At 34.2% G+C, this 24,429-nt stretch carries 22 protein-coding genes, 1 pseudogene and 1 riboswitch; of the genes and pseudogenes, 22 read left to right on the top strand and 1 reads right to left on the bottom strand.

Annotated features, from left to right (window positions below; genetic code table 11):
• The first annotated feature begins 46 nt into the window (after nucleotides 1–46).
• The 5 genes from MKY69_RS07190 (at nucleotide 47) to MKY69_RS07170 (ending at nucleotide 5,997) form a co-directional block, all read left to right on the top strand.
• Nucleotides 47–724: a helix-hairpin-helix domain-containing protein gene (locus MKY69_RS07190; RefSeq protein ID WP_340791244.1), complete on the top strand. Its 678-nt coding sequence runs from the start codon at nucleotides 47–49 to the stop codon at nucleotides 722–724.
• Entirely contained in the window at nucleotides 717–2,951 is a 2,235-nt protein-coding gene (locus MKY69_RS07185) for a DNA internalization-related competence protein ComEC/Rec2 (RefSeq protein ID WP_257875936.1), read from the top strand. Before MKY69_RS07190 ends, MKY69_RS07185 begins: the two co-directional genes overlap by 8 nt.
• A 46-nt stretch (nucleotides 2,952–2,997) precedes the next feature.
• On the top strand, nucleotides 2,998–4,026 hold the full coding sequence (gene holA, locus MKY69_RS07180; RefSeq protein ID WP_003104123.1) for a DNA polymerase III subunit delta: 1,029 nt from the start codon (nucleotides 2,998–3,000) through the stop codon (nucleotides 4,024–4,026).
• A 107-nt stretch (nucleotides 4,027–4,133) separates the two neighbouring features.
• Nucleotides 4,134–4,742, top strand: coding sequence for a superoxide dismutase SodA (gene sodA, locus MKY69_RS07175; protein WP_003107270.1), 609 nt, complete (start codon nucleotides 4,134–4,136; stop codon nucleotides 4,740–4,742).
• Nucleotides 4,743–4,878: 136 nt separating this feature from the next.
• Nucleotides 4,879–5,997: a serine hydrolase gene (locus MKY69_RS07170; protein ID WP_003107268.1), complete on the top strand. Its 1,119-nt coding sequence runs from the start codon at nucleotides 4,879–4,881 to the stop codon at nucleotides 5,995–5,997.
• Between the two features lie 48 nt (nucleotides 5,998–6,045).
• Here MKY69_RS07170 and queA read toward each other — a convergent pair whose 3' ends face one another.
• Nucleotides 6,046–7,074: a tRNA preQ1(34) S-adenosylmethionine ribosyltransferase-isomerase QueA gene (gene queA / locus MKY69_RS07165; protein ID WP_076752198.1), complete on the bottom strand. Its 1,029-nt coding sequence runs from the start codon at nucleotides 7,072–7,074 to the stop codon at nucleotides 6,046–6,048.
• Nucleotides 7,075–7,265: 191 nt separating this feature from the next.
• On the opposite strand from queA, the gene nagB reads away from it, so the two are divergent.
• The 17 genes and pseudogenes from nagB to alaS all read left to right on the top strand — a co-directional run bounded on the left by nagB (nucleotide 7,266) and on the right by alaS (nucleotide 24,420).
• Entirely contained in the window at nucleotides 7,266–7,970 is a 705-nt protein-coding gene (nagB, locus tag MKY69_RS07160) for a glucosamine-6-phosphate deaminase (RefSeq protein ID WP_003104983.1), read from the top strand.
• A gap of 77 nt (nucleotides 7,971–8,047) precedes the next feature.
• Nucleotides 8,048–8,764 (top strand): pseudouridine synthase, encoded by a 717-nt coding sequence (locus tag MKY69_RS07155; RefSeq protein WP_003107266.1) that lies wholly within the window; start codon nucleotides 8,048–8,050, stop codon nucleotides 8,762–8,764.
• Nucleotides 8,765–8,863: 99 nt separating this feature from the next.
• Nucleotides 8,864–10,009: an MFS transporter gene (locus tag MKY69_RS07150; protein ID WP_003102523.1), complete on the top strand. Its 1,146-nt coding sequence runs from the start codon at nucleotides 8,864–8,866 to the stop codon at nucleotides 10,007–10,009.
• Nucleotides 10,010–10,077: 68 nt separating this feature from the next.
• Nucleotides 10,078–10,875, top strand: coding sequence for a competence protein CoiA (locus tag MKY69_RS07145; RefSeq protein ID WP_340791242.1), 798 nt, complete (start codon nucleotides 10,078–10,080; stop codon nucleotides 10,873–10,875).
• 25 nt (nucleotides 10,876–10,900) lie between these two features.
• The gene (gene pepF / locus MKY69_RS07140; protein WP_062806566.1) at nucleotides 10,901–12,703 is read left to right on the top strand and encodes an oligoendopeptidase F; all 1,803 of its coding nucleotides are present in this window, start codon (nucleotides 10,901–10,903) and stop codon (nucleotides 12,701–12,703) included.
• A 170-nt stretch (nucleotides 12,704–12,873) separates the two neighbouring features.
• Nucleotides 12,874–13,512 (top strand): HAD family hydrolase, encoded by a 639-nt coding sequence (locus MKY69_RS07135; protein WP_003107261.1) that lies wholly within the window; start codon nucleotides 12,874–12,876, stop codon nucleotides 13,510–13,512.
• Between the two features lie 133 nt (nucleotides 13,513–13,645).
• Complete coding sequence (locus MKY69_RS07130; RefSeq protein ID WP_340791238.1) at nucleotides 13,646–14,887, top strand: L-lactate MFS transporter; 1,242 nt, start codon at nucleotides 13,646–13,648, stop codon at nucleotides 14,885–14,887.
• A gap of 13 nt (nucleotides 14,888–14,900) precedes the next feature.
• Nucleotides 14,901–15,551, top strand: a complete 651-nt coding sequence (locus MKY69_RS07125) for an HAD family hydrolase (RefSeq protein ID WP_003108204.1) — start codon at nucleotides 14,901–14,903, stop codon at nucleotides 15,549–15,551.
• Nucleotides 15,552–15,606: 55 nt separating this feature from the next.
• Nucleotides 15,607–15,696, top strand: a riboswitch (TPP riboswitch).
• 255 nt (nucleotides 15,697–15,951) lie between these two features.
• Nucleotides 15,952–16,524 (top strand): annotated as a pseudogene (locus tag MKY69_RS07120) (ECF transporter S component).
• 251 nt (nucleotides 16,525–16,775) lie between these two features.
• A complete protein-coding gene (locus tag MKY69_RS07115; protein WP_003104426.1) occupies nucleotides 16,776–16,898 on the top strand; it encodes a hypothetical protein in 123 nt (40 codons plus the stop codon).
• Nucleotides 16,883–17,137 carry a hypothetical protein gene (locus MKY69_RS07110; protein WP_231070381.1) on the top strand — a complete coding sequence of 85 codons (255 nt, stop codon included), beginning with the start codon at nucleotides 16,883–16,885 and terminating at the stop codon, nucleotides 17,135–17,137. The genes MKY69_RS07115 and MKY69_RS07110 overlap by 16 nt, the downstream gene beginning before the upstream one ends.
• A gap of 318 nt (nucleotides 17,138–17,455) precedes the next feature.
• Complete coding sequence (gene thiD, locus MKY69_RS07105; protein ID WP_003108206.1) at nucleotides 17,456–18,253, top strand: bifunctional hydroxymethylpyrimidine kinase/phosphomethylpyrimidine kinase; 798 nt, start codon at nucleotides 17,456–17,458, stop codon at nucleotides 18,251–18,253.
• A gap of 1 nt (nucleotide 18,254) precedes the next feature.
• Nucleotides 18,255–19,046, top strand: coding sequence for a hydroxyethylthiazole kinase (thiM, locus tag MKY69_RS07100; protein ID WP_003108207.1), 792 nt, complete (start codon nucleotides 18,255–18,257; stop codon nucleotides 19,044–19,046).
• Between the two features lies 1 nt (nucleotide 19,047).
• Nucleotides 19,048–19,686 (top strand): thiamine phosphate synthase, encoded by a 639-nt coding sequence (gene thiE, locus MKY69_RS07095; RefSeq protein WP_340791237.1) that lies wholly within the window; start codon nucleotides 19,048–19,050, stop codon nucleotides 19,684–19,686.
• 149 nt (nucleotides 19,687–19,835) lie between these two features.
• Nucleotides 19,836–20,543, top strand: a complete 708-nt coding sequence (locus MKY69_RS07090; RefSeq protein WP_013794129.1) for an O-methyltransferase — start codon at nucleotides 19,836–19,838, stop codon at nucleotides 20,541–20,543.
• Nucleotides 20,544–20,606: 63 nt separating this feature from the next.
• A complete protein-coding gene (gene prsA, locus MKY69_RS07085; RefSeq protein WP_062806562.1) occupies nucleotides 20,607–21,551 on the top strand; it encodes a peptidylprolyl isomerase PrsA in 945 nt (314 codons plus the stop codon).
• Nucleotides 21,552–21,801: 250 nt separating this feature from the next.
• Entirely contained in the window at nucleotides 21,802–24,420 is a 2,619-nt protein-coding gene (gene alaS, locus MKY69_RS07080; protein WP_003103535.1) for an alanine--tRNA ligase, read from the top strand.
• The last annotated feature ends 9 nt before the right edge of the window (nucleotides 24,421–24,429 follow it).

Genomic DNA, 24,429 nt, shown 5'->3' with positions numbered 1-24,429 from the left:
GAATGATTTTTTTATTTTATTTACGAATATATATGTGAGGTGGATTATGAAAGAAATTCTAACAGATATAAAACAGTGGTATGTTAATCACTATATTCTAGGCAGAATCATCGCAATTATTGTTTGTATTTGTCTTCTTTTTTCTCTATCTCTTTTTGTTTTTGGGAATAGCACAGCCGATAAACAAAAAGAAGAAGACATGATTGAATTAAGAAAAGAAATTATAGAAGTTAAAGAAGACAAGGAGCAGAGCCAAGCAGAATCAAAGTCGACTGATACAAGTAACCAAATTATGGTTGATTTGAAAGGGGCTGTTAAGCAAGAGGGGGTCTATAAGTTACCAGCAGATAGTCGAGTGACTGATTTGGTCAAAATGGCCGGTGGGCTGACTCAAGATGCTGACAGGCAAGCCATCAATCTCGCTCAAAAATTATCCGATGCATCTATTATTTATATTGCTAGATTGGGAGAGAATAAATCAGTTTTACCCTCATCGACAGTCCAAGCTGCAGACGCACCTAGTGATGATGAAAAGATTAATATAAATAGTGCGACAAGTGATCAACTAACTAAAATTCCAGGGATTGGCGAAAAACGAGCGCATGAAATTATCGAAGCTAGAGATAAAATGGGTGGCTTCAAAAGTCTGGAAGATTTAACCAAAATTTCTGGCATTGGTAAGAAAACACTTGAAAAAATGAAAGATAATTTAAGTATTGAATAAATACTTGCCGATTCCAGTTGCTCAGTTAGCTTTGATAACAATAATGATGTTTTACTCAATTAATTGTAGAAGTCATTTAGCAGTATTGCTTTTTATTTGTCTTTTAATATTACTAATCAACAATTATGGGAAAATAGTTTTTGTTAAAGCTTGTTTAGTTCTTACATTTTTTGCTTTCTACTTTCTTGTCAATTCTCACATTTCCGCCTACAAATTTAAGCACCAACCCAAAGTTATTTACCATATTCGGTTAATTCCTGATTCAATTAATATTAATGGAGACCTTTTATCTTTTGAAGGTGAAGAAAATGAAAATCGATATCAAATCTTTTATCAGCTGAAAACGAAAGAGGAATTCTTATTTTATCGCAATTGCAGTGATTATCTTGATATTGAAACGGAAATAAAATTAGAGCATGCTGATGGACAAAGAAATTTCAATGGATTTAACTATCAGAAGCACTTAAAAAATCATGGAATTTTTCGAATTGGTCGACTTAAAGATATTAAGAAAATGCGTATTTCAAAGGTCCGAAATCTATTTGAACACTTGGTGAAATGGCGAAGACTGGCTATTGTTACCTGTCAGCAGACTTATCCGGATCCAATGGCTCATTATATGACTGGCTTGCTATTCGGATTTTTAGATAAAAGTTTTGGACAGATGACAGATATATATAGTCAGCTAGGAATTATTCATCTCTTTGCCTTGTCAGGGATGCATGTTGGATTTTTCTTTAATAATTTTCGAAAAGTCTTAATCAAGATATCAATTCCACAAGAGTACTTCCCAGGAATTGAATTGCTCTTTTCAATTTTTTATGCTGCAATAACTGGCTATAGTATTTCTGTTTTAAGGAGTTTATCTCAAAGGAATCTAAGTAACTTAAAGGTTAGTAAGGAAGATAATATTGCATTTACAGTTTTTATACTTTTTGTCTTTTCTCCTAATTTTCTCTTAACTGTAGGAGGGGTACTGTCCTTAGCTTATGCATTTGTTATATCGATTTTGAACAATCGATATCATCATCACAAGTGTCGACAATTTATTTTCCCTCTTTCAATTGCATGTGCCGGTTTGCCATTCTTGACTTTTTACTTTTCGGTTTACCATCCAATATCTATTCTCTTAACCGCATTATTTTCCTTGCTATTTGATCAGCTCATTTTGCCGCTTTTAACAGTTGTTTATTTTTTGACTCCTATTTTACCTTTACGTACCTTGAACGGCATTTTTGAATCGATGGAAGTGGTTGTTCGCTGGTTATGTGAAAAATTTGGTCATGCATGGATTATTGGAAAACCAAATCAAATTCAACTTTTCCTAATTTTGGCTTTGCTAGTTATTTTATATGATTTTTGGAATAGGAAAAATGTGAGGTATCTCCTTATTTTTCTTCTTAGTCTTGTTTGGTTTTCAATTGCTCAGCCATTCAAAAATGAAATTACAATTGTTGATGTCGGACAAGGGGATAGTATATTGATTAGGGATATCTTTAACAAAACTATCTTAATTGACGTTGGAGGAGTCCATAAACAACAAGGAAAAATGGAATGGCAAAGAAGACATAATCTTTCTAATGCGGAGAAAACATTAATTCCATATTTGAAAAGTCAGGGTATTAACAAGATCGATCAACTATTACTAACGCATACGGATACAGACCATGTTGGTGATATGGAGGATGTTGTGAAATCAATTAATATTAAGGAAATATTGGTTAGTCAAGGTAGTTTAACGAATCAAGAGTTTGTAGACAGGCTATATAAGATGAAAAGAAAAGTGAAAGTGATTAAAAGAGGAGATGTTTTACCTGTTATGGGGAGTCAGCTTAGGGTTCTCTATCCTTTTAAAAAAGGGGATGGGAAAAATAATGATTCCATCGTATTGTATGGAAAATTGTTGAATAAGCGATTTTTATTTACTGGAGATTTAGAAGCTGATGGGGAAAAAGAAATATTGGGAAATTATCCCGATTTGAAAGCTGATATTTTGAAAGCTGGTCATCATGGGTCGAAGGGATCGTCTATTGAAGAATTCATTGATCAACTTTCACCACAAATAGCTTTATTTTCAGCTGGGAAAAACAATATTTATAAGCATCCACATCAAGAAACTATAAGTCGTTTTCATCGACGGAAAATTAATACATTACGGACTGACCAAAATGGAGCAATTCGATTTAAAGGTTTATTTAAGTGGACAATCGAATGCGTTAATCCTTAATCTAATTAGATGACAAATACTAACTAAATTTTGTTATAATATAGACATGATTGCAATTGAAGAGATAGAAAAATTAACCAAAGAGAAATTAGATTTAATTACAATAGTTACTGGTGAAGATCTTGGACAGTTTTCACAAATTAAGTCTGTCTTAATGGAAAAAATAGCCTACGATAAAGACGACTTAACCTATTCCTATTTCGATTTATCAGAAACTGACTACCAAGATGCTGAACTTGATTTGCTGAGTTTACCATTTTTTGCAGATCAAAAAGTAGTTATTTTTGATCACTTCTTAGACCTAACGACTGCTAAAAAGAATTATCTTAAAGAAAATGAGTTGAAATCATTTGAGTCATATTTGGAAAAACCTATGGATTCAACGCGTTTAATTATCTTTGCACCCGGTAAATTGGATGGCAAGCGTCGAATTGTTAAACTATTAAAAAGAGATGCCCAAGTCATTGAAGCAACTCAGCTAAAAGAAGCCGAGTCAAAGACTTATTTTCAAAAGTACAGTCACCATTTGGGCTTATCCTATGATAGTGGTGTATTTGAAAGATTACTTTTAAAATCAAACGATGACTTTAGTCAAATATTGAAAAATATTAACTTTCTAAAATCATACAAAAATGAAGGTCGTATTACTTTGTATGATGTTGATGAGGCTATCCCGAAATCCTTGCAAGATAATATCTTTGATTTAACGCGTTTTCTCTTACAAAAGAAAGTGGAAGATGCAATTAATCTTGTCCACGATTTAAGATTAACCGGAGAAGATGAAATCAAGTTAATAGCTATTATGCTTGGGCAGTTTAGACTCTTTTTACAAATTGCAATATTAAAAGGACAAGGAAAAAATGAACAACAAATTGTATTAGCTTTATCTGATGTTTTAGGTCGAAAAATTAATCCCTATCAGGTTAAGTATGCTATTAAAGATTCAAGAACTTTAAGTAAAACGTATCTACAATCTGCTGTGAAAGCACTGATAGAGACAGATTTCCAAATTAAAACTGGTACCTATGACAAGTCTTATTTATTTGATATTCTCCTTTTGAAACTGTTATCATAGCTATTCTGACAGCATTAGTTTTTTTATGGTCACTTAATCAAAATAGTTGAAAGCTCTCTCAAAATGCGATAATATAGACCTATAATAAAGGAAAAGAGGATTTTGACATGGCTATTATTTTACCAGAACTTCCCTACGCATATGATGCACTTGAGCCTCAATTTGACCAAGAAACAATGACTCTCCATCATGATAAACACCATGCAACTTATGTTGCAAATGCCAATGCTGCTTTAGAAAAACACCCAGAAATTGGTGAAGATTTAGAAACTCTTCTAGCAGACGTGGAATCTATTCCTTCAGATATTCGTCAAGCCCTAATTAATAATGGTGGTGGACATTTGAATCACGCACTATTTTGGGAATTATTATCTCCTGAGAATACTGAAATTTCTTCAGAAGTTGCAACTGCAATTGATGAAGCATTTGGTTCATTTGATGCCTTTAAAGAACAATTCACAGCTGCAGCAACAGGACGTTTTGGTTCTGGATGGGCATGGCTAGTTGTAAATAAAGAAGGTAAACTTGAAATTATGTCAACTGCTAATCAAGATACACCAATTTCATCAGGATTAAAACCAATTTTAGGATTGGATGTTTGGGAACATGCATATTACTTAAACTATCGTAATGTTCGTCCTAATTATATTAAAGCTTTCTTTGAAATCATTAATTGGAATAAAGTTGATGAATTATATCAATCAGCAAAAGCATAACATTATAAGCAAATTCTTTTGAATTTGCTTTTTTTATACTCTCTTGTAATATTTTTGAAATAATTTGTTGAAATTATGTCATATTAACTTGATTATTTATTAAATTATTATAAAATAATAGTGTAGGAGATATAAAATGTTAAATGAGAGAAACTATTTTTCTTTAAGAAAGACAATAGTATTACTATGTTTAGGATTGCTGGCTTTTTCAGGATTAGTATTAACAGGCTCTGCATTAGCCCAAAATACAAAAATGAAAGAGGAGAAGACAGTCAAAAAAACAAAGTCAAAACCAAAAAAAGTGAAAGAAAAAAGTCAAGCTGACAAAGATGCCACTATGGAAGCTGATAAAGATCGTATGAATGCTTTAGGGCTATACTACGATTACTCCCACCTTAGTTTGGAAGATACTGTCAAAGCTTATTTGGATGAGTTTGGGATAGCTCATGATCAAGTTGCTTTTTCATATAAAGATTTAGAATCTGGGAAAACAGCTTCTATGAATGATACGCAACCAATGACAGCTGGTTCAACCTATAAATTACCCTTAAACATGCTTGTTGTTGATGAGGTTGCTAAGGGCAAATATACCCTTGAACAACGATTTGACATCACCAATACAAACTATGAGTTACTTAATGAACACAATGCTTACATGGCACAATTCAATGGGGCAATGTCAATACCTGATATGCAAGAGTATTCCTTAGTTTATTCTGAAAATACGCCAGCCTATGCTTTAGGGGATCGCTTAGGTGGTATGGGAAAAGCATACACTAAACTTGGTAAGTATGGTAAATCAAAGGCTGAAATTAAAACGATTAAAGAAAAAGGAAATAAAACTACAAGTGATTACTATATCCAAGTGTTAGATTACCTTTGGAAACATAAAGAAAAATATAAAGATATTTTATATTATATTGGAGAATCTTTCCCTGGAGAATACTATAAAACGTATCTTCCAGCGGATGTAGTAGTTTATCAAAAACCGGGCTATGTTCGTGAAGCGTTAAATGTTGACGCTGTAGTCTGTGAGAAGAGTCCATATCTAATTGCTCTATATACTAGATATCTTGGGGGAAGCACGGAGGAATCTGACGAAATAAATGGTATCGGTTATGGACAATTAGTTTCTTTAACTTATGTCATTAATGAATGGCATCGCGTAAATCACAATAAAGTTGATCAGCCAACGCCAGCATTGGAACAAGAACCAGCTTCATTAGAGGAAGATCCAACACAAATAGTCTCATAATAAAAAACGATATGATTTCTCATATCGTTTTTATTTTTTAAAAAATACCTATTTTACAAACATTGCATCTCCGAAGCTGAAGAAGCGATATTTTTCATTGACAGCGTGCTTATAGGCTTCTAGAACAAAATCACGTCCGGCAAATGCGGATACTAACATGACAAGAGTTGATTTTGGTAAATGAAAATTGGTCGAGAAGGCATCGACAATTGAGAATTGATAGCCTGGTTTAATAAAGATATTTGTCCAACCAGAATCGGCTACAATTTCACCTTTGAATTTACTACCAATAGTCTCGAGCGTTCTAATTGAAGTAGTACCAACTGCGATCACTCGTCCACCATCAGCTTTGACTTGACGTAAGGTAGTTGCAGCTTCCTCAGAAAGACTATAAAATTCAGAATGCATATCGTGTTCATCGACATTATCAACAGAGACTGGTCTAAATGTACCTAACCCAACATGTAGTGTCAGATAAACTAGTTTGACACCTTTAGCCTCAATTTTTTCTAACAGTTCTTGGGTAAAATGCAAGCCAGCAGTCGGTGCAGCCGCAGAGCCATTTTCTTTTGCATATACTGTTTGATAACGTTCTGAATCTTCAAGTTTTTCATGGATGTAAGGCGGCAGCGGCATTTCCCCAAGGCTTTCCAAAACTTCAAGGAAAATCCCGTCGTAAGAAAATTCAACGATTCGACCACCATGCTCTAGTTCTTCAATAACAGTGGCACTAAGACGGCCATCACCAAAAGAGACTTGACTGCCAACTCTGAGTCTTTTAGCAGGTTTAGCTAAGACTTCCCATTGGTCACCAGAGGTATTTTTTAGTAGTAGTAGTTCAACATGACCTTTAGTGTCAGGTTTTTCACCATGCAAGCGGGCAGGAAGAACTCGCGTATTGTTCATGACAAGTGCATCACCAGGATTAAGCTCTTTAATAATGTGATCAAAATGGCTATCAACCATCGTTTCTTTTTTATGATCAATGATTAACAGTTTTGAACTATCACGTTTTTCAAGCGGTGTTTGAGCAATTAACTCTTCGGGTAGGTCAAAATCAAAATCGTTTGTATTCATTTTTCTCCTTTGTGTAATGGCAAAGCTAAAATCTTATGCCCTGCAATAATTAGATCGTTAACTATTATATCACGTGAGGCTGGAAGCGTCATTAGATTAATTTCAAAAACATGAGTATTTGACTTGACAAAAATTGGTATATACCATATAATATAATTATAAAAGGTCTATACCAATAAAAGGAGTATGAAATGAAAGTTATTCGTGTACAAAATCAAGAAGAAGGTGGAAAAGTTGCCTTCACTTTATTAAAGGATAGTTTAGCAAAAGGCGCAAAAACTTTAGGTCTTGCAACTGGTTCAACTCCGGTAACCTTCTATAAAGAAGTTGTTGCTAGTGATTTAGATTTTTCTGAAATTACAAGTATAAACTTAGATGAATATGTTGGACTACCAGTCGAAAATGACCAATCATATGATTATTTCATGCGTGATCATTTATTTAATGAAAAACCATTCAAAAAGAATTATCTACCCAATGGTTTAGCAAGTGATTTAGATCAAGAAGTATCACGTTATAATGATGTTATTTCTGAATACCCAATCGATTTTCAAATATTAGGTATTGGACGTAATGGTCATATTGGATTCAATGAGCCAGGTACATCATTTGAAGAAAGAACACATGTTGTTGATCTTGAAGCTTCAACCATAGAAGCTAATAGTCGTTTCTTTGATTCCATTGATGATGTGCCAAAACAAGCTATCTCTATGGGTATTGCTTCAATTATGGATTCAAAAATGGTTGTCTTGCTTGCTTTTGGTAAAGAAAAAGCAGAAGCAGTGAGAGCAATGTTAACTGGTGACATTACTGAGGACTTACCAGCCTCAATTCTACAAAAACATCCAAATTGTGTTGTTATAGTCGATACGGATGCCGCTTCGCTTTTAAATTAATTAATTAATCTCGTTTCCCCTTGGGCTAAGATTCTCCTCTTAGCTCTTTTTTTGTTGAAATATGGTAAACTACCTCTATGAGAATAGATAAATTATTGGAAGAAGAAGGGATTGGCTCGCGTAATCAAGTCAAAACTCTTATAAAAAGTCAGCAAGTAAAAGTTAATGAACAGGTCATAACGGATGGTAAAACTAATGTTGATCCTAGTTTGCAGGTAATTACTGCTTCAGGTACTCCCATTCAAGCTGAAGGCCATCATTATTTTATATTAAATAAACCAAATGGGGTTGTATCCGCAAGAAGTGATGGGCTTCATCAAACAGTTATTGATTGTCTATCTGTGGAAGATAGATATGCAAAACTCTATCCCATAGGTCGATTAGATCGTGACACTGAAGGGTTAGTCTTATTGACTGATAATGGACCACTTGGTTTTAGAATGCTTCATCCCAGGCACCATGTTTCTAAAACCTATCTGGTTCGTGTTAATGGCCAATTAAAAGATGATGCGCTCGTATTTTTTGAAGAAGGAATTGTCTTTCATGATGGGACTAAATGTAAACCAGCCCATTTGCAGATTTTGAAAAAAGATGAGAAATGTTCGGAAGCAGTTGTTACGATTTCTGAAGGAAAATTCCATCAAGTTAAGAAGATGTTTCTGGCTTATGGACTGAAAGTAATCTACTTAAAAAGAATTTCCTTTGCTGGACTTACCTTGGGTGAATTACCAGTTGGACAATACCGAAAACTGACCGAACTGGAAAAGACAGAAATAATTAAATTTTTAGATTAACCTATTATTAGAAAAACATTCATGAAAAAAATCACAATCCTTGCATTAATACCCGACGGGCTATATACTAAGAAGGTATCATTTTTAAGGAGATTATTCATGAAAGATAAATTATCGACGAAATTGTCCATTCTGTCAATTTCAATTTTCCTCATGTCGCACCTAGCCATTGCGCCAGCTATTCCCAAATTATTTGAACTTTACCATGGTCAAAACCCACATATAGGTCTTGCATCTGTTGAGAGTTTAGTGACTATTCCAGCAATGATGATTACCATTTTTGTTATTCTTAGCAATTTAGTAGTTGCCAAAATTGGTAAGAAAAAGACAATACAACTCGGTCTAATCTTTATATTAATTTCAGGATTAGTCTCATTTATTACGACCAATTTCACAATTGTCTTAATCTGTCGCCTATTACTAGGAATTGGGATTGGTTTATATAATGCACTGTCAATTAGTATCATCAGTGACTATTATGAAGGTGAAACCAGAGCAAATATGATTGGTTTTCGGACAGCAACTTTAAATATTGGAAAAGCACTAACAACCTTTATTGTTGGATTAGCTTTGTTAATTGGAGTTAATTACACTTATCTTGTTTATTTATTGGTTATCCCAGTTTATTTCTTCTTTACGAAAATTGTTCCGGAATCAGACAAAGAAATTTTACCTTTAAAATCAGCAACAGTTTTTGATAAAAAAGCAATATTGTTAATGTTAGTAACTTTCTTTGTTGGTATTTCTTACATTGGTGCAACTATTAAATTACCTACACTATTGGTCAGTCATTATGGTTATTCTAGCTTTTTTGCAAGTAATTTATTATCGTTATTAGCTTTTAGTGGTATCTTTGTTGGTTTAGTATTTGGTCAATTGACCAAAGTCTTATCAGAAAAAACAATGCTAGTAATGATTCTCTTAATGGGGATTGGAAATTTCATCTTAACCCTTTCAAATCATAAATTTGTTTTCTTCCTTGCAGCATTCTTAATCGGTGCAAGTTTTGTCGGAACAATGTCATCAGTTTTCAATTATATTGCAAAATACTATAGCCGTGAACATATCAATTTTGTAACTAGCTTAGCTATCACCGCTGGAAATATTGGTGTTATTTTGACGCCAGTAATTCTAACTAAACTACCAGCGGCCTTTCATATGGAAGCCTTTATTACACCCTTCTATATAACTAGTGCCCTCATGTTTATCACCAGCCTAGTCTATCTTGCCTTACCAAAAAAATAAAAAGCTATGACTATAGCTTTTTTTTGTCATTTACGAATAATTAGATAGGAAACAGATTTGGAGAAATAATGTTAGTTGCAATTGATGATTTGGGGAATCGGCTCACCACCTTAGATAATTTACCCAAAACAGGTATCTATTACTGTCCAGTATGTAAAGGTCAAGTCACTTTAAAGAGAGGAAAAGTGAAACAAGCACATTTTGCTCATAAGAATTTATTAAATTGTCCTAACAGCTCACTTAACGAATCAACGGAACATTTATTACTCAAGGCTAAACTCTACCAGAATCTTAAAAAGAGTGAAGAAGTGACGATTGAAACCTTTTTTCCAAGTATCAATCAAATTGCTGATTTACAAGTCAATCATAAATTAGTATTAGAAGTCCAGTGTAGTTCATTACCTCCAGATAGATTAGTGGAACGAACAAAAAATTATAGAGACAATGATCAATACATTATCTGGTTATTAGGTAAGAATCTATGGATAAAGCATAAATTAAGTTATCTTCAAATGGATGGGAACCTTATGTCATTTTTTAGAATGCCATTTCAAAAAATGAATCTAGAACCTATCAAGGTAAAAAGCGATAGCCATCTTCTGCAAAAAATTCAAAAAGCTTTGAAATATCGGAATAAGTATTGGATGATTAGGCAGGAAAAAGCCTATCAAATGGGAATTAATCTTTTATGTTTGTCGGTTGAGGATTTTTATCCGCAATATAATCCACCTAAGTGTGAGCAAGGATTCTGTTTAATTGAGTCGGATTTAAAACCTTTTTATGATGCATTTGAGGCATATAATAAAGAAATTTCTAATAAAGACGTGCAAACGCTTCACCCTCCTAGCTTTTATGTTAAAATATGAGAGAACACAATTTTAGGAGGAACTTATGATAGACAATCGTAGTCATTTAGATGAAAAGTACACTTGGGATTTAAGTACAATTTTCAAAACAGATGAAGAATTTGAAACTGAACTAAAGGTCTTAAATCAGGATACTAATGCAGCGCAAAAATATGCTGGTCATTTATTAGATTCAAGTAAAATGTTGTTTGAAATTACGAATAGTCAGCTTGAATTGGCGCGTCGCATTGAAAAAGTCTATGTTTATGCATCAATGAAAAACGATCAAGATACTACCGTAGCCAAATATCAAGAGTATCAAGCAAAAGCATCTAGTTTATATGCAAAATTTGGGCAAGTTTTCTCATTTTATGAGCCTGAATTTATGACCATGTCAACTGAACAATTAGATACTTTTAAAGCTGAAGAAAGTCAATTGGAACTTTACAATCACTACTTTGAAAAATTATTAAAATATAAAGAGCATGTTTTGTCTCAACGTGAGGAAGAACTTTTAGCTGGTGCACAAGAAATCTTTAATGGGGCAGAAGAAACATTTAGTATTTTGGATAATGCCGATTTGATATTCCCAATTGTGAAAGATGATAATGGTAAGGAAGTTGAAATCACACATGGTAACTTTATCAGTTTGATGGAATCAAAAGATCGTAATGTGCGCAAAGCTGCTTATGAAGCAATGTATAGTACTTATGAACAATTTCAACATACTTACGCCAAAACACTTCAAACAAATGTAAAAGTACAAAACTATCAAGCGCGTGTTCATAAATATGACTCTGCTCGCCAAGCAGCAATGTCTGCAAATTTCATTCCTGAAGCAGTTTATGACACTTTACTTTCATCAGTAAATAAACATTTACCATTATTACATCGTTACTTGAAATTAAGACAAGAAGTTCTTGGTTTGGATGAACTTAAAATGTATGATGTTTATACACCATTATCTGAGACAAATCTTGATATGACATATGATGAAGCAATTGAGAAAGTACAAACTGTTTTAGAAGTGTTTGGTAAGGAATATTCAGACCGAGTAAATCGTGCATTCACAGAACGTTGGATTGATGTTCATGTTAATAAAGGTAAACGTTCAGGTGCCTATTCAGGTGGATCATATGATACAAATGCATTTATGCTACTTAACTGGCAAGATAATCTTGATAACCTTTATACACTGATTCATGAAACTGGCCACAGCCTACATTCAACTTTAACTAGAGAAAATCAACCATATGTTTATGGTGATTATAGTATCTTCTTGGCAGAAATTGCATCGACAACAAATGAAAATATTTTAACTGAAGCTCTCTTGAAAGAAGTAGCTGATGATAAAACTCGTTTTGCCATTTTAAATAATTATTTGGATGGCTTTAGAGGTTCTGTTTTCCGTCAAACTCAATTTGCTGAGTTTGAGCATGCGATTCACCAAGCTGATCAAAATGGTGAAGTCTTAACAAGTGAATACATTAATAATTTATACGCCGAACTTAATCAAAAATATTATGGACTAGCTAAAGAAGATAATCATTTTATTCAATATGAGTGGGCTAGAATTCCACATTTCTACTATAATTATTATGTTTATCAATACTCAACTGGTTTTGCTGCGGCAAGCTATTTAGCAAATAAAATTGTCCATGGAAGTCAAGAAGATATTGGTGCTTATCTGTCATATTTGAAAGCAGGAAATTCTGATTACCCATTAGAAGTCATTGCCAAAGCAGGTGTTGATATGACTCAAGAAGACTACTTGGATCAAGCATTCGCTGTTTTTGAAGCACGATTAACTGAATTAGAAGAATTAGTTGCTAAAGGCGCGCACAAATAAGTTCTGTATTTGTGATTAGTTTAACTATAACATAAGATAAATAGTGAAGTTTTATCATTTAATTTTGCTATTACAATATTGAAAAGAAGGTCATTCAATTGATAATAGTTTATTATTCAGTTGAATGATTTTTTCATAAATAGAAAACGTTCTGAGTTTGAGGGGGAAATATGAAAGAATTTATTATTTTTGATATGGATGGAGTCATTGTTGATTCCGAATACACTTTTTTAAGCAGTAAAACACAAATGCTATTAGATAGAGGTATTGATACAGATGAATCTTATCAATACCAATTCATGGGAACCACATTTGAATTCATGTGGCAAAAAATGAAATCCGAATGTCAGCTAGATGATTCAGTGGAAACCTTAATTAATGAAATGAATGATCGTAGAGAAGAGATGATTTCTAGGGATGGCGTTAAAGCAATCCAACATACACCAGAATTTATCAAGTATTTACATGAAAAAGGCTACCCTTTAGCAGTTGCTTCTTCCTCACCCAGACAAGATATTGAGCGCAACTTAAAGGCGCTTAAACTTGACCATGTTTTTGATGTGTTAGTCAGTGGAGAAGAAGTAGAACACTCAAAACCTTCACCAGATGTTTTTGTGAAAGCTGCACAATTATTAGGTGCACCAGTTGAAGCTTGTATTGTATTTGAGGATACTAAGAATGGAAGCTTAGCAGCCAAGGCAGCGGGAATGACCTGTGTTGGCTTTGCTAACCCTGGTTATCCCAAACAAGACTTATCAGCTTGTGACAAACTGATATCCAGCTTTAAAGAAGCGTATGAAATGTTTTGATCGGTTTGATAATGTACGTGTTTTAATTTAAAACAAATAAATTGACAAAATGTAATAAGTTTTATAAACTAAAAACCTAACATTACATAATTTGCTTCACTTTTATGTTCGGATTTATAGAAAGAGGTTTTTGGTGAAAAAGACAAATAGATATATCGTAGCTACTGCAGGAGTAGTTCTTCATTTAATGCTCGGATCGACTTATGCATGGAGTGTTTATCGTAATCCAATTATAATGGAAACTGGTTGGCAACAATCTTCAGTCGCATTTGCTTTTTCTTTAGCAATCTTCTGTTTAGGAATGTCTGCTGCCTTTATGGGAAAACTAGTTGAAAAGTTTGGTCCGCGTCTTACAGGTACTATTTCAGCAATTCTATATGCAGGTGGCACGATGCTTACAGGACTAGCTGTCGCTAACCACCAATTATGGTTACTTTACCTGGGCTATGGTGTTGTTGGTGGACTTGGTTTAGGAGCTGGTTATATTACTCCTGTATCGACCATTATAAAATGGTTTCCTGATAAAAGAGGCTTGGCTACAGGATTAGCAATTATGGGATTTGGATTTGCTTCATTGCTTACAAGTCCAATTGCCCAATACTTAATTAATCATCGAGGACTAGTTAATACGTTTTATATATTAGGTTTAGTATATTTTGTAATTATGCTAATTTCATCGCAATTTATCAAAAAACCAAATCCTGAAGAGTTTCAACAATTAGTTGACAAAAGTAAGGATAAATCAGCAACTGATTTGACAAATGGAATGTCTGCTAGCCAAGCATTAAAAACAAAAGAATTCTATATTTTATGGTTAATTTTATTTATTAATATTGCCTGTGGACTAGGTCTTATTTCTGTAGTAGCTCCAATGGCACAAGATGTTGCTGGAATGTCTGTCGAAGCTGCAGCTGTAGTTGTTGGCTTAATGGGGATTTTCAATGGTTTTGGTCGTTTATTATGGGCTAGCCTTTCAGATTTTATTGGCCGTCCCTTAACATTTGTCATTCTATTCATTGTTAATGTCCTCATGTCATTCTTCTTAATTATCTTCCATATACCATTTCTATTTGTCCTATCAATGGCAATTTTAATGACATGTTATGGTGCAGGCTTCTCTCTTATCCCTCCTTATTTGAGTGATATTTTCGGAGCGAAAGAATTGGCAACCCTTCATGGCTATATCTTAACTGCTTGGGGAATCGCTGCGCTTGTAGGACCAATGTTATTATCTATGATTTTTGAAATGACTAAGAGTTATACTAATACCTTAGTGGTCTTCATCGGCTTGTATCTACTGGCTTTATCAATTTCTGTCTGGTTGAAGAATAGTTTAGCGACAGATAAAAAAGAAAGCTTAGTAGAAATAAAATAATTGATTGGAAAAAATGATAAAACAAGTATTCTTTGATTTAGATGGTGTTATCTTTGATTCTTATCAGATTTGGGATGATCTAGTTAATCATCTTCTTGCATTAAAAAGTCTAAGTCTCACTGATCAGATTCAGGACCAATTATGGTCACTATCAATGTCTGAGGCTGATACTTATCTTTCTGGTTTACTTATCTCCGAATTTCAGGCACAAGACATTGCTGATATAAAGCATCAATTATTAATCGATGGTTATGCTCATGTAACTTTAATGAAGAATGCTAAAAAAACAATCGAAAAGCTAGCTGAAATGGGATTTCAACTATACGCCATTACAAGTAACTACAAGCAGATCGCAGAAATTGGTTTGCGATCAGCTGGTATATTTGATTATTTTACAGATGTCTTAAGTGTTATGGATACAGTTTTTGAGGATAAACATGCTGCCTATTTTCAATATATTGCAAATGAATATCATTTTGACTTAGAAAAAATTCCTTTAGTTGAGGATTCTATTTCAAATTTGAAAGCAGCAAAATCTGTTAATATGAAAACAATCTACTATCAAAATAACTTGTATACCATAAAACCAGAGGATTATTCAGAGGTTGACATCATTTTGAATGATTTATCTGAATTACCTGCTATTATAGAAAAACATTTGTGAAATGAAAGCCTTGTCATTTTTCACAATATATGATATTATCTTTTTGTAAAATTTAATAGAACATTTGGGGTGCTGTTATGCTGAGATTATACCCATTGAACCTGATACAGTTAGGACTGGCGAAGGGAAATGTGTTTCACGAAACTTATTTTTGTCGTGGACTGAAGAAGAAGTTTATTTATCAAATTCTTTTTCAATGTAATCAATAGTTAAACTCCATTTATATGTAAATGGAGTTTTTTTGTTTTCCTAATTTTTATTATAAATTATATGCTTATGTTAAAAATAATGAGAGGAGTGATTACGCCTTAGATAATGTCTGGTAGTGAAAGAAAGCAAATTAATTTTATTATAAATAAAAGTGTTGTGATATACAAAAGAAATCGATACGAGGAAGAAAATGACGAATAAAGTTGTATTAAAAGATGTTTTACTAATTGCACTGATTGCAGTAATTCTAGGAGTAGTATCATTTTCAACGGGCTTATTTTCGAATATCCTAGTTCCATTTTTGGGACCAGTAGGCTGGCTAAGAAGTAATTTATGGCATTTGGTTTATGTCAGGACCAATTGCAATTTACATCTTAAAAAAACCGGGAACTGCCTTAATTACAGAGTTATTAGCAGCTTTAATTGAAGTACTAATTGGATCTGTCTTTGCTCCAAGTGGTTTAATTATTGTTTTTTACAGGGATTGGGATCAGAACTAGGCTTTCCCCTCTTAAAATATAAACGGTTTGATTGGCTACCATTTTTACTATCTGCCATTTTTGCATCACTATTAAGTTACGCTTGGTCATTTTATACTAACGGATTATCTGAATTCTCTTTTAAGTACAATTTTACGATGCTTATTATAAGAACCTTATCATCAGTTGCCTTCTTTTATCTCTCAAAAATGATAGGTCAACAATTAGAAAAAGGCGGAGTGCTCAACTCGTATCAAATGGATAGACGGGTAAATGAATGTTAACAATTGAAAATCTAACTTATTCATTTCCAGGAAGTAATCCTATTTTTGCGGATATCGACTTAATCGTGAATGATATGGAATCTGTTCTGATAAGTAGTTATTCACGGTGTGGAAAAAGCAGTTTGGCCATCTACTTGCTGTATTAAAAAAACCAGATCAAGGAAAGCTATCATGTTTTTAGCTAGTGTTAGTTTTGTCAGTTTGCTGGTGCATTTTTACCAATTCAGATAGAGGTAAGATGAAGGAGAACCATGTTAAAAGAAGTTATGCTTGAAAAGGCTAATAAATATATTGATATTATTTATCACAATCTATTTATTCAAGGAATTGTTGAGACAAATATTGACCCGAAAGCAATTTGTCATTATTTATAAGAGGATCATGCTTACTTGATAAATTTTTAGATAAATATGCATTTTGCTTAACTAAAGCAAATAGTAAAGATGATAAACGATTTTTCATTAATCAGATCTCAGCTATTTTGGATTATGAAATGGGGGCAGCAGAAGAGCCACACCAATCGCTTGCAAAATATACAGGGCAAAGCTATCAATCCATTATCAGTGGTAGTCAATGGTGCCCATCGTTTGATCATTATATCAAACACATGTAATATAATGAGCACGAATTTGGGATTGCTAGAGCATTATCAGTTATGGGACCTTGTCCCTGGATTTATAATCAAGTAGCCAAAAAAATTATATCGGAGAATGAGATTTCAGAAGGGCATTTTTTTATGAATGGATACATTTTTATGCAGATGATTCTTCAACTGTTGTCATCAAACATTATTTTAGGATGATTGATACTTATGCAGAATAATTATCAAACAGTAGTAAAATGCAACTGGTTGATAATTTTATTAAATCTCGCCAACATGAAAGACGTTTCTTTTAAATGGCAGTGGACTAAGAAAGATAGGAAGATTAAAATGTCACATTTAGATACAGTATTAACAATTGCCGGAACAGATCCAAGTGGTGGTGCAGGAGCTATGGCTGATTTGAAAAGTTTCCAAGCTAGAGAAACTTATGGGATGGCAGTCATCACTAGTATCGTTGCACAAAATACACAAGGTGTAAAATCAGTCATGACTGTTGATGGTCAAATGATCAGAGATCAATTGGACGTCGTTTTTGAAGATATTCCTCCACAAGCCGTTAAAAGTGGCATGTTAGCGACGCCTGAAATGATAAAAATAGTTGGAGAGTATTTGAGAAAATTTAAAAAACCTTATATTTTAGACCCAGTAATGGTCGCTACTAGTGGTGATAGACTAATCTCTGAGGAAGCTGTTGAGGAACTTAAGCAGGAATTACTTCCTTTAGCTACACTTGTCACACCTAATTTACCAGAGGCAGAAGTACTTGTAAGTTATCCCCTTAAAGATGAGTTAAGTATTATCAAAGCTGGCTTTGAAATTCAAAGCAAATATCAGGTTAAGAATGTACTTATCAAGGGCGGTCACAGTAGTGGGAAGGCGAAAGACTTCTTGTTTTTAGAGGATGAAGGTCTAATTACCCTTAATGCTGAAAGAATTAATACCAAACATACACATGGAACAGGATGTACTTTTGCGGCCGTTTGTGCAGCAGAAATGGCTAAAGGACGAACTGTACAGGAAGCTGTCCAATTGGCTAAAGCCTTTATCACTTGCGCCATCAAAACAGCACCAGAATTGGGACATGGAAATGGCCCAGTTAATCATGTTACTTTTAAAGGAGAATAGAATGTTCTTAGAAAAGCTCAAAGAAAAAAATCCACTTATTATTTGTATTACCAATAATGTTGTTAAAAATTTTACTGCAAATGGTTTGTTGGCTATTGGCGCAGCTCCTGCAATGAGTGAATCGCTAGTGGATTTGAGAGGTTTAGTTCCTGTTGCCAATGCAATACTGATTAATATTGGGACTTTTTCAGATGATAATATCTCTCTATTTGAATCAGCCATAGCAGTTGCTAACAAGCACCAGATTCCTGTTATTTTTGATCCAGTTGCTGCTGGTGCTAGTAAAGTTAGGTTGGACCTTTCCAAAGAAATTCTGAAAAATCGAGAAATCAGCGTTCTTAGAGGAAATGCCAGTGAGATTGCAGCAATTCTTGGAGAAGAACAAAGTGCAAAAGGTCCTGATGGTTCCTATAATGGCTCAATTTCCGAACTAGCCCTGAAGGCTAACCATGAACTTGGAATTCCAATCGTGATTTCAGGTAAGGAGGATGCCATTGCTTGCCAAGGGAAGGTTGTTCAACTCGCAAATGGTAGCCCCCTGATGCCATTAGTGACAGGTACCGGCTGCTTACTTGGGGCTTTCTTAGCTGCCTTTATTGGTATTGCAGAAAAAGACCAGTATTTTGAATGCATGATAGAATCCTTATCTCTTTATAATATCGCCGGAGAATTGGCAGAGCAAGAATCATATGTGAAGGGACCAGCCAGTTTTCAAGAAGCATTTATTGACCATCTTTACACCATCAATGTAAATGACTTAATTACTTATCAAAATCTGTTAGAGGAGAATTGAGATGTTAAGCTTGTATTTTGTCTGTGGAACTTCAAACTGTCCCAATGGCGACTTGATTCGTACACTTGAGAATGCATTAAAAGGTGGGGTGAACTGTTTTCAATTTCGAGAAAAAGGACCAAATGCTATGGTAGGTCAAGAAAAAGAAGAGCTAGCTAAGCAATTACATCTACTTTGTCAAACTTATCACGTTCCCTTTATCATTGATGATGATATTGATCTTGTTAAAAAGTTAGATGCTGATGGCTTACATATTGGTCAAAAAGATATTTCTGTCCAAGAAGCCAGACAGCAGATTGGCAATAAAATTTTGGGCTTGTCTGTTAATAATCTGGAAGAGTATGAAAAGTCAGAGATTGACTTGCTTGATTATATTGGTGTTGGTCCATACCATCCAACACAATCAAAGGTTGATGCTCAAGAGGCGGTGGGAACAAGTAGTATCCAAGCCATCAGACTAGTAAATCAAAGCCTTCCTATAGTTGCTATTGGTGGTATAAGTCAAAATGATATTGAACCAATAATTAAAGCAGGAGCAAATGGTATAGCAGTCATTTCAGCAATTGCTAGGTCTAAAGAGATTGAACAAACCTGCAAATCATTCAGAAGTCGATTGGATTTAGCTTTAAAAAGTGAATAATTAGATAACAGGAAAGAATTTGATTAAGAGGTATGAAGGAGTATGTCTTCTTAATCAGATTCTATATTTTCTAAATTTCGATTCAAAGAAGAAATCCCTAGACAGCGCTCTTCTTGACACTGGTTGATTGTCTGTGATATGCTATTTTTATGGTAAATTCATATAGTAAGAATGCAAATCATAATATGCGTCGTCCTGTTATAAAGGATGACATTGTGCATTTTATGAGAAAACAACAAAAACAAAATACAGGATTTTTAGCTGAGCTTGAAGCATTCGCTCGGCAAGAAAATATTCCCATTATTCAGCACGAAGTAGTGGCTTACTTCCGATTATTAATGCAAAGCTTACAGCCTGAGAAAATTCTGGAAATTGGTACAGCGATTGGCTTTTCAGCACTTTTGATGGCTGAAAATGCACCGCAATCAAAAATAGTAACAATCGATCGTAACGAAGAAATGATTACTTTTGCTAAAGAAAACTTTGCAAAATTTGATAGACGTAATCAAATCCAATTACTTGAAGGTGATGCTGCTGACTTAATTACAAACTTGGATGAAGAATTTGATTTTGTCTTTATGGACTCTGCCAAATCCAAGTACATTGTCTTTCTACCTGAAATTCTCAAGCATTTAAAAGTCGGAGGGATGATCGTTTTTGATGATATTTTTCAAGGTGGGGATATTGTAAAGCCGATTGAGGAAGTTCGTCGTGGGCAGCGGACAATCTACCGTGGACTGCAAAGACTGTTTGAAGCTACGTTGGACAATCCAGGACTGACCGCCACTCTTCTGCCTCTATCGGATGGTTTATTAATGGTCCGCAAAAACCAAGAGGTAATTGACTTACCAGATTAAGAAAGTTTTAAGAAAATATGTTATAATGATTTGGTTAAAGATAAAAAAGGAGCTAATAATTTAATGAAAAAATCTAATAAGTTAATTACTGGTTTTATTACACTTGCATCAGTAATGACATTAGCAGCATGTAATTCAACAAATGACAATACTAAACTGGTTTCAATGAAGGGTGATACAATCACTGTAACTGACTTTTATAATGAAGCAAAGACAACACAAGCTGCACAACAATCAATGCTCAGTTTAATTTTATCGCGTGTTTTTGAAGGCCAATATGGTAAAAAAGTATCTGATAAAGAAGTAGAAAAGTCATACAATAAAACTGCTGAACAATATGGGGCATCCTTCTCTGAAGCACTTTCACAAGCTGGTATGACAACTGAAACATATAAAAAACAAATTCGTACAACCATGCTAGTCACATATGCAGTTAAGCAAGAAGCTGAAAAAGAATTAACAGATGCTAATTACAAAAAAGCCTATGATAACTACACACCTAAGATGACTACTCAAGTCATTACTTTAGATGATGAAGAAAAAGCTAAAAAAGTATTAGAAGAAACAAAAGCAGAAGGTGCTAATTTCGAAGATATTGCTAAAAAGAATACTGTTAATGAAAAGAAAAAAGTAGATTATACCTTTGATTCGTCTGACAAAAGCTTGCCAAGTGATGTTATTAAAGAAGCTAGCAAATTAAAAGCTGGTGAAAAATCAGAGTTAATTTCAGTAATGGACCCTTCTACTTATCAGAAGAAATATTACATTGTTAACATGGCTAAGAAAGAAGATAAGAAAGCTGATTGGAAAGAATATAAAACTCGTCTAAAAGAAATTATTTTGGATGAAAAAAACAATGATACTGCTTTCCAAAACAAAGTTATCGCAAAAGAGTTAGATAGAGCAAATGTTAAAATTAAAGATAAAGCATTCTCAAATATCTTATCTCAATTTGCTTCTGATAAACAATCTGCTAATAGTGCATTGAAAACATCAGTTGATAAATAATCAGCTTTTGTTTGACCTTTGCTGAAAAAGACAGTATAATTAGTAAGTTAAGAATAATCTATTAAGATTTGAACCAGAAAAGTGACGGGTGATGCAAGTCATGGACAATCTGATAAATTTGCTACTTAACTATCAAATTGAATAATAACTAAAGATAATGACAAGCTCATTGAATAGAGGTGGTACCGCGGTTTTCGCCCTCTGTCCAATGGGCTTGTTTTGTTTTTAAAAATGTAAAGAAGGTAAACTTATGAAAAAATTAACATCAGCTGAAATTCGCCAGATGTGGTTAGACTTTTGGAAATCAAAAGGTCACTCAGTGGAACCATCTGCAAATCTTGTTCCTGTAAATGATCCAACACTATTGTGGATTAACTCAGGGGTTGCAACTTTAAAGAAATATTTTGATGGGTCTGTCACTCCAGAAAATCCACGTATTACAAATGCACAAAAATCAATCCGTACTAACGATATTGAAAATGTTGGCAAGACTGCTCGTCACCATACCATGTTTGAAATGCTTGGTAACTTTTCAATTGGTGATTATTTCCGTGATGAAGCTATTGAATGGGGATTTGAGTTGTTAACAAGTCCAGAATGGTTTGATTTCCCTAAAGAAAAACTATACATGACTTATTATCCAGCTGATACTGATTCTTACAACCGTTGGATTGCTCTTGGCGTTGAGCCAAGTCACTTAATTCCTTTGGAAGAAAACTTCTGGGAAATTGGTGCGGGTCCTTCAGGGCCTGATACAGAGATTTTCTTTGACCGCGGTGAATCCTTCGATCCCGAAAATATTGGTATTCGTCTTTTAGAAGAAGACTTAGAAAATGATCGTTACATTGAGATTTGGAACATTGTTTTGTCACAATTTAATGCTGATCCTGAAGTTCCTCGTTCTGAATATAAAGAATTACCTAACAAAAACATTGATACGGGTGCTGGTCTAGAACGTTTAGTAGCTGTTATGCAAGGTGCTAAAACTAACTTTGAAACAGATTTGTTTATGCCAATCATTCGTGAAGTTGAAACACTTTCTGGTAAAACTTATGATCAAGATGGTGACAATATGAGCTTTAAAGTTATTGCTGACCATATTCGTGCTCTATCTTTCGCAATTGGTGATGGGGCACTTCCTGGTAACGAAGGTCGCGGATATGTATTACGTCGCTTGCTTCGTCGTGCGGTTATGCATGGTCGTCGTCTAGGCATTAACCAAACTTTCCTTTACAAATTAGTAATGGTTGTTGGTCAAATCATGGAATCTTACTACCCTGAAATTTTAGAGAAAAAAGATTTCATTGAAAAAATCGTTAAACGTGAAGAAGAAACATTTGCTCGTACCATCGATGCTGGTTCTGGTCATTTGGATCAATTGTTAGCACAGTTAAAAGAGGAGGGTAAAGATACACTTGAAGGTAAAGATATCTTTAAACTTTACGACACTTATGGTTTCCCGGTAGAATTGACTGAGGAAATGGCAGAAGATGCCGGTTATAAGATTGATCATGATGGCTTCAAAGCTGCTATGAAAGAACAACAAGACCGAGCGCGTGCTGCTGTGGTTAAAGGTGGTTCAATGGGTATGCAAAATGAAACTCTTGCAAATATCACTGAGTTATCTGAATTTAACTATGATAGAGAAAAATTAGAAGGTCAGTTATCAGTAATTGTTGTGGATAATGAACGTAGTGAAGCCGTATCAGAAGGACAAGCCTTATTAGTATTTGACCAAACACCATTCTACGCTGAAATGGGTGGACAAGTTGCTGACCATGGTGTTATTTTAAATGATAATGGTGAAGTTATTGCTAATGTGATTGATGTACAAAAAGCACCAAATGGTCAAGCACTTCATACAGTTGAGGTTTTAGCAAACTTATCAGTTGGCACAAAATATATGCTCAAAGTGGACCACAAACGTCGCTTTGCAGTAGAGAAAAACCATACTGCAACTCACTTGCTTCATGCTGCTTTGCATAATATTATTGGCAAACATGCTACTCAAGCAGGTTCATTAAATGAAGAAGAATTCCTTCGTTTTGACTTCACTCATTTTGAGGCAGTTACTGCTGAAGAGTTACGTCGTATTGAAGAAGAAGTTAACCAACAAATTTGGAATGCTATTAAAGTTCAAACGATTGAATCTGATGTTGAAACTGCTAAATCAATGGGTGCTATGGCGCTCTTTGGTGAAAAATATGGGAAGTTAGTTCGTGTCGTTGTTATTGGCGATTATTCTGTTGAACTTTGTGGTGGAACACACGTTTCAAACACTTCTGAAATTGGTCTGTTCAAGATTGTTAAAGAAGAAGGAATTGGTTCAGGAACTCGTCGTATCCTAGCAGTAACAAGTAAGCAAGCATTTGAGGCTTATCGTAAAGAAGAAGATGCTTTGAAAGAAATTGCAAGTACTATTAAAGCTCCTCAAATTGAACAAGTCCCTACAAAAGTTGCAAGTTTGAATGAACAAGTACGTGAATTGCAAAAAGAAGTTGCTGAATTGAAAGAAAAAGCAGCAGCCGCTCAAGCTGGCGATGTCTTTAAAGATGTTAAAGAAGTTAATGGACATACTTATATTGCAACACAAGTTTCAGTTTCTGATGCAGGTGCTCTCCGTACTTTTGCTGACAATTGGAAACAAAAAGATTACTCTGATATCCTAATCTTGGTTGCAGCAATTGGTGAAAAAGTTAATGTCTTAGTTGCAAGTAAATCAAAAGAACTTCATGCAGGTAATGTGATCAAAGCTTTAGCTCCAATTGTTTCAGGTCGAGGTGGTGGTAAACCAGATATGGCTATGGCTGGTGGCTCTGATGCAAGTAAAATCAATGATCTTCTAAACGAAGTTCCAAATCAGTTATAAGAAAAAAAG

The organism is Streptococcus sp. FSL R7-0212, assembly GCF_038007985.1.
Lineage (GTDB): Bacteria > Bacillota > Bacilli > Lactobacillales > Streptococcaceae > Streptococcus > Streptococcus parauberis.
The sequence above is the reverse complement of the archived record's forward strand: the minus strand, read 5'-3'. Positions and strand labels throughout refer to the sequence as shown.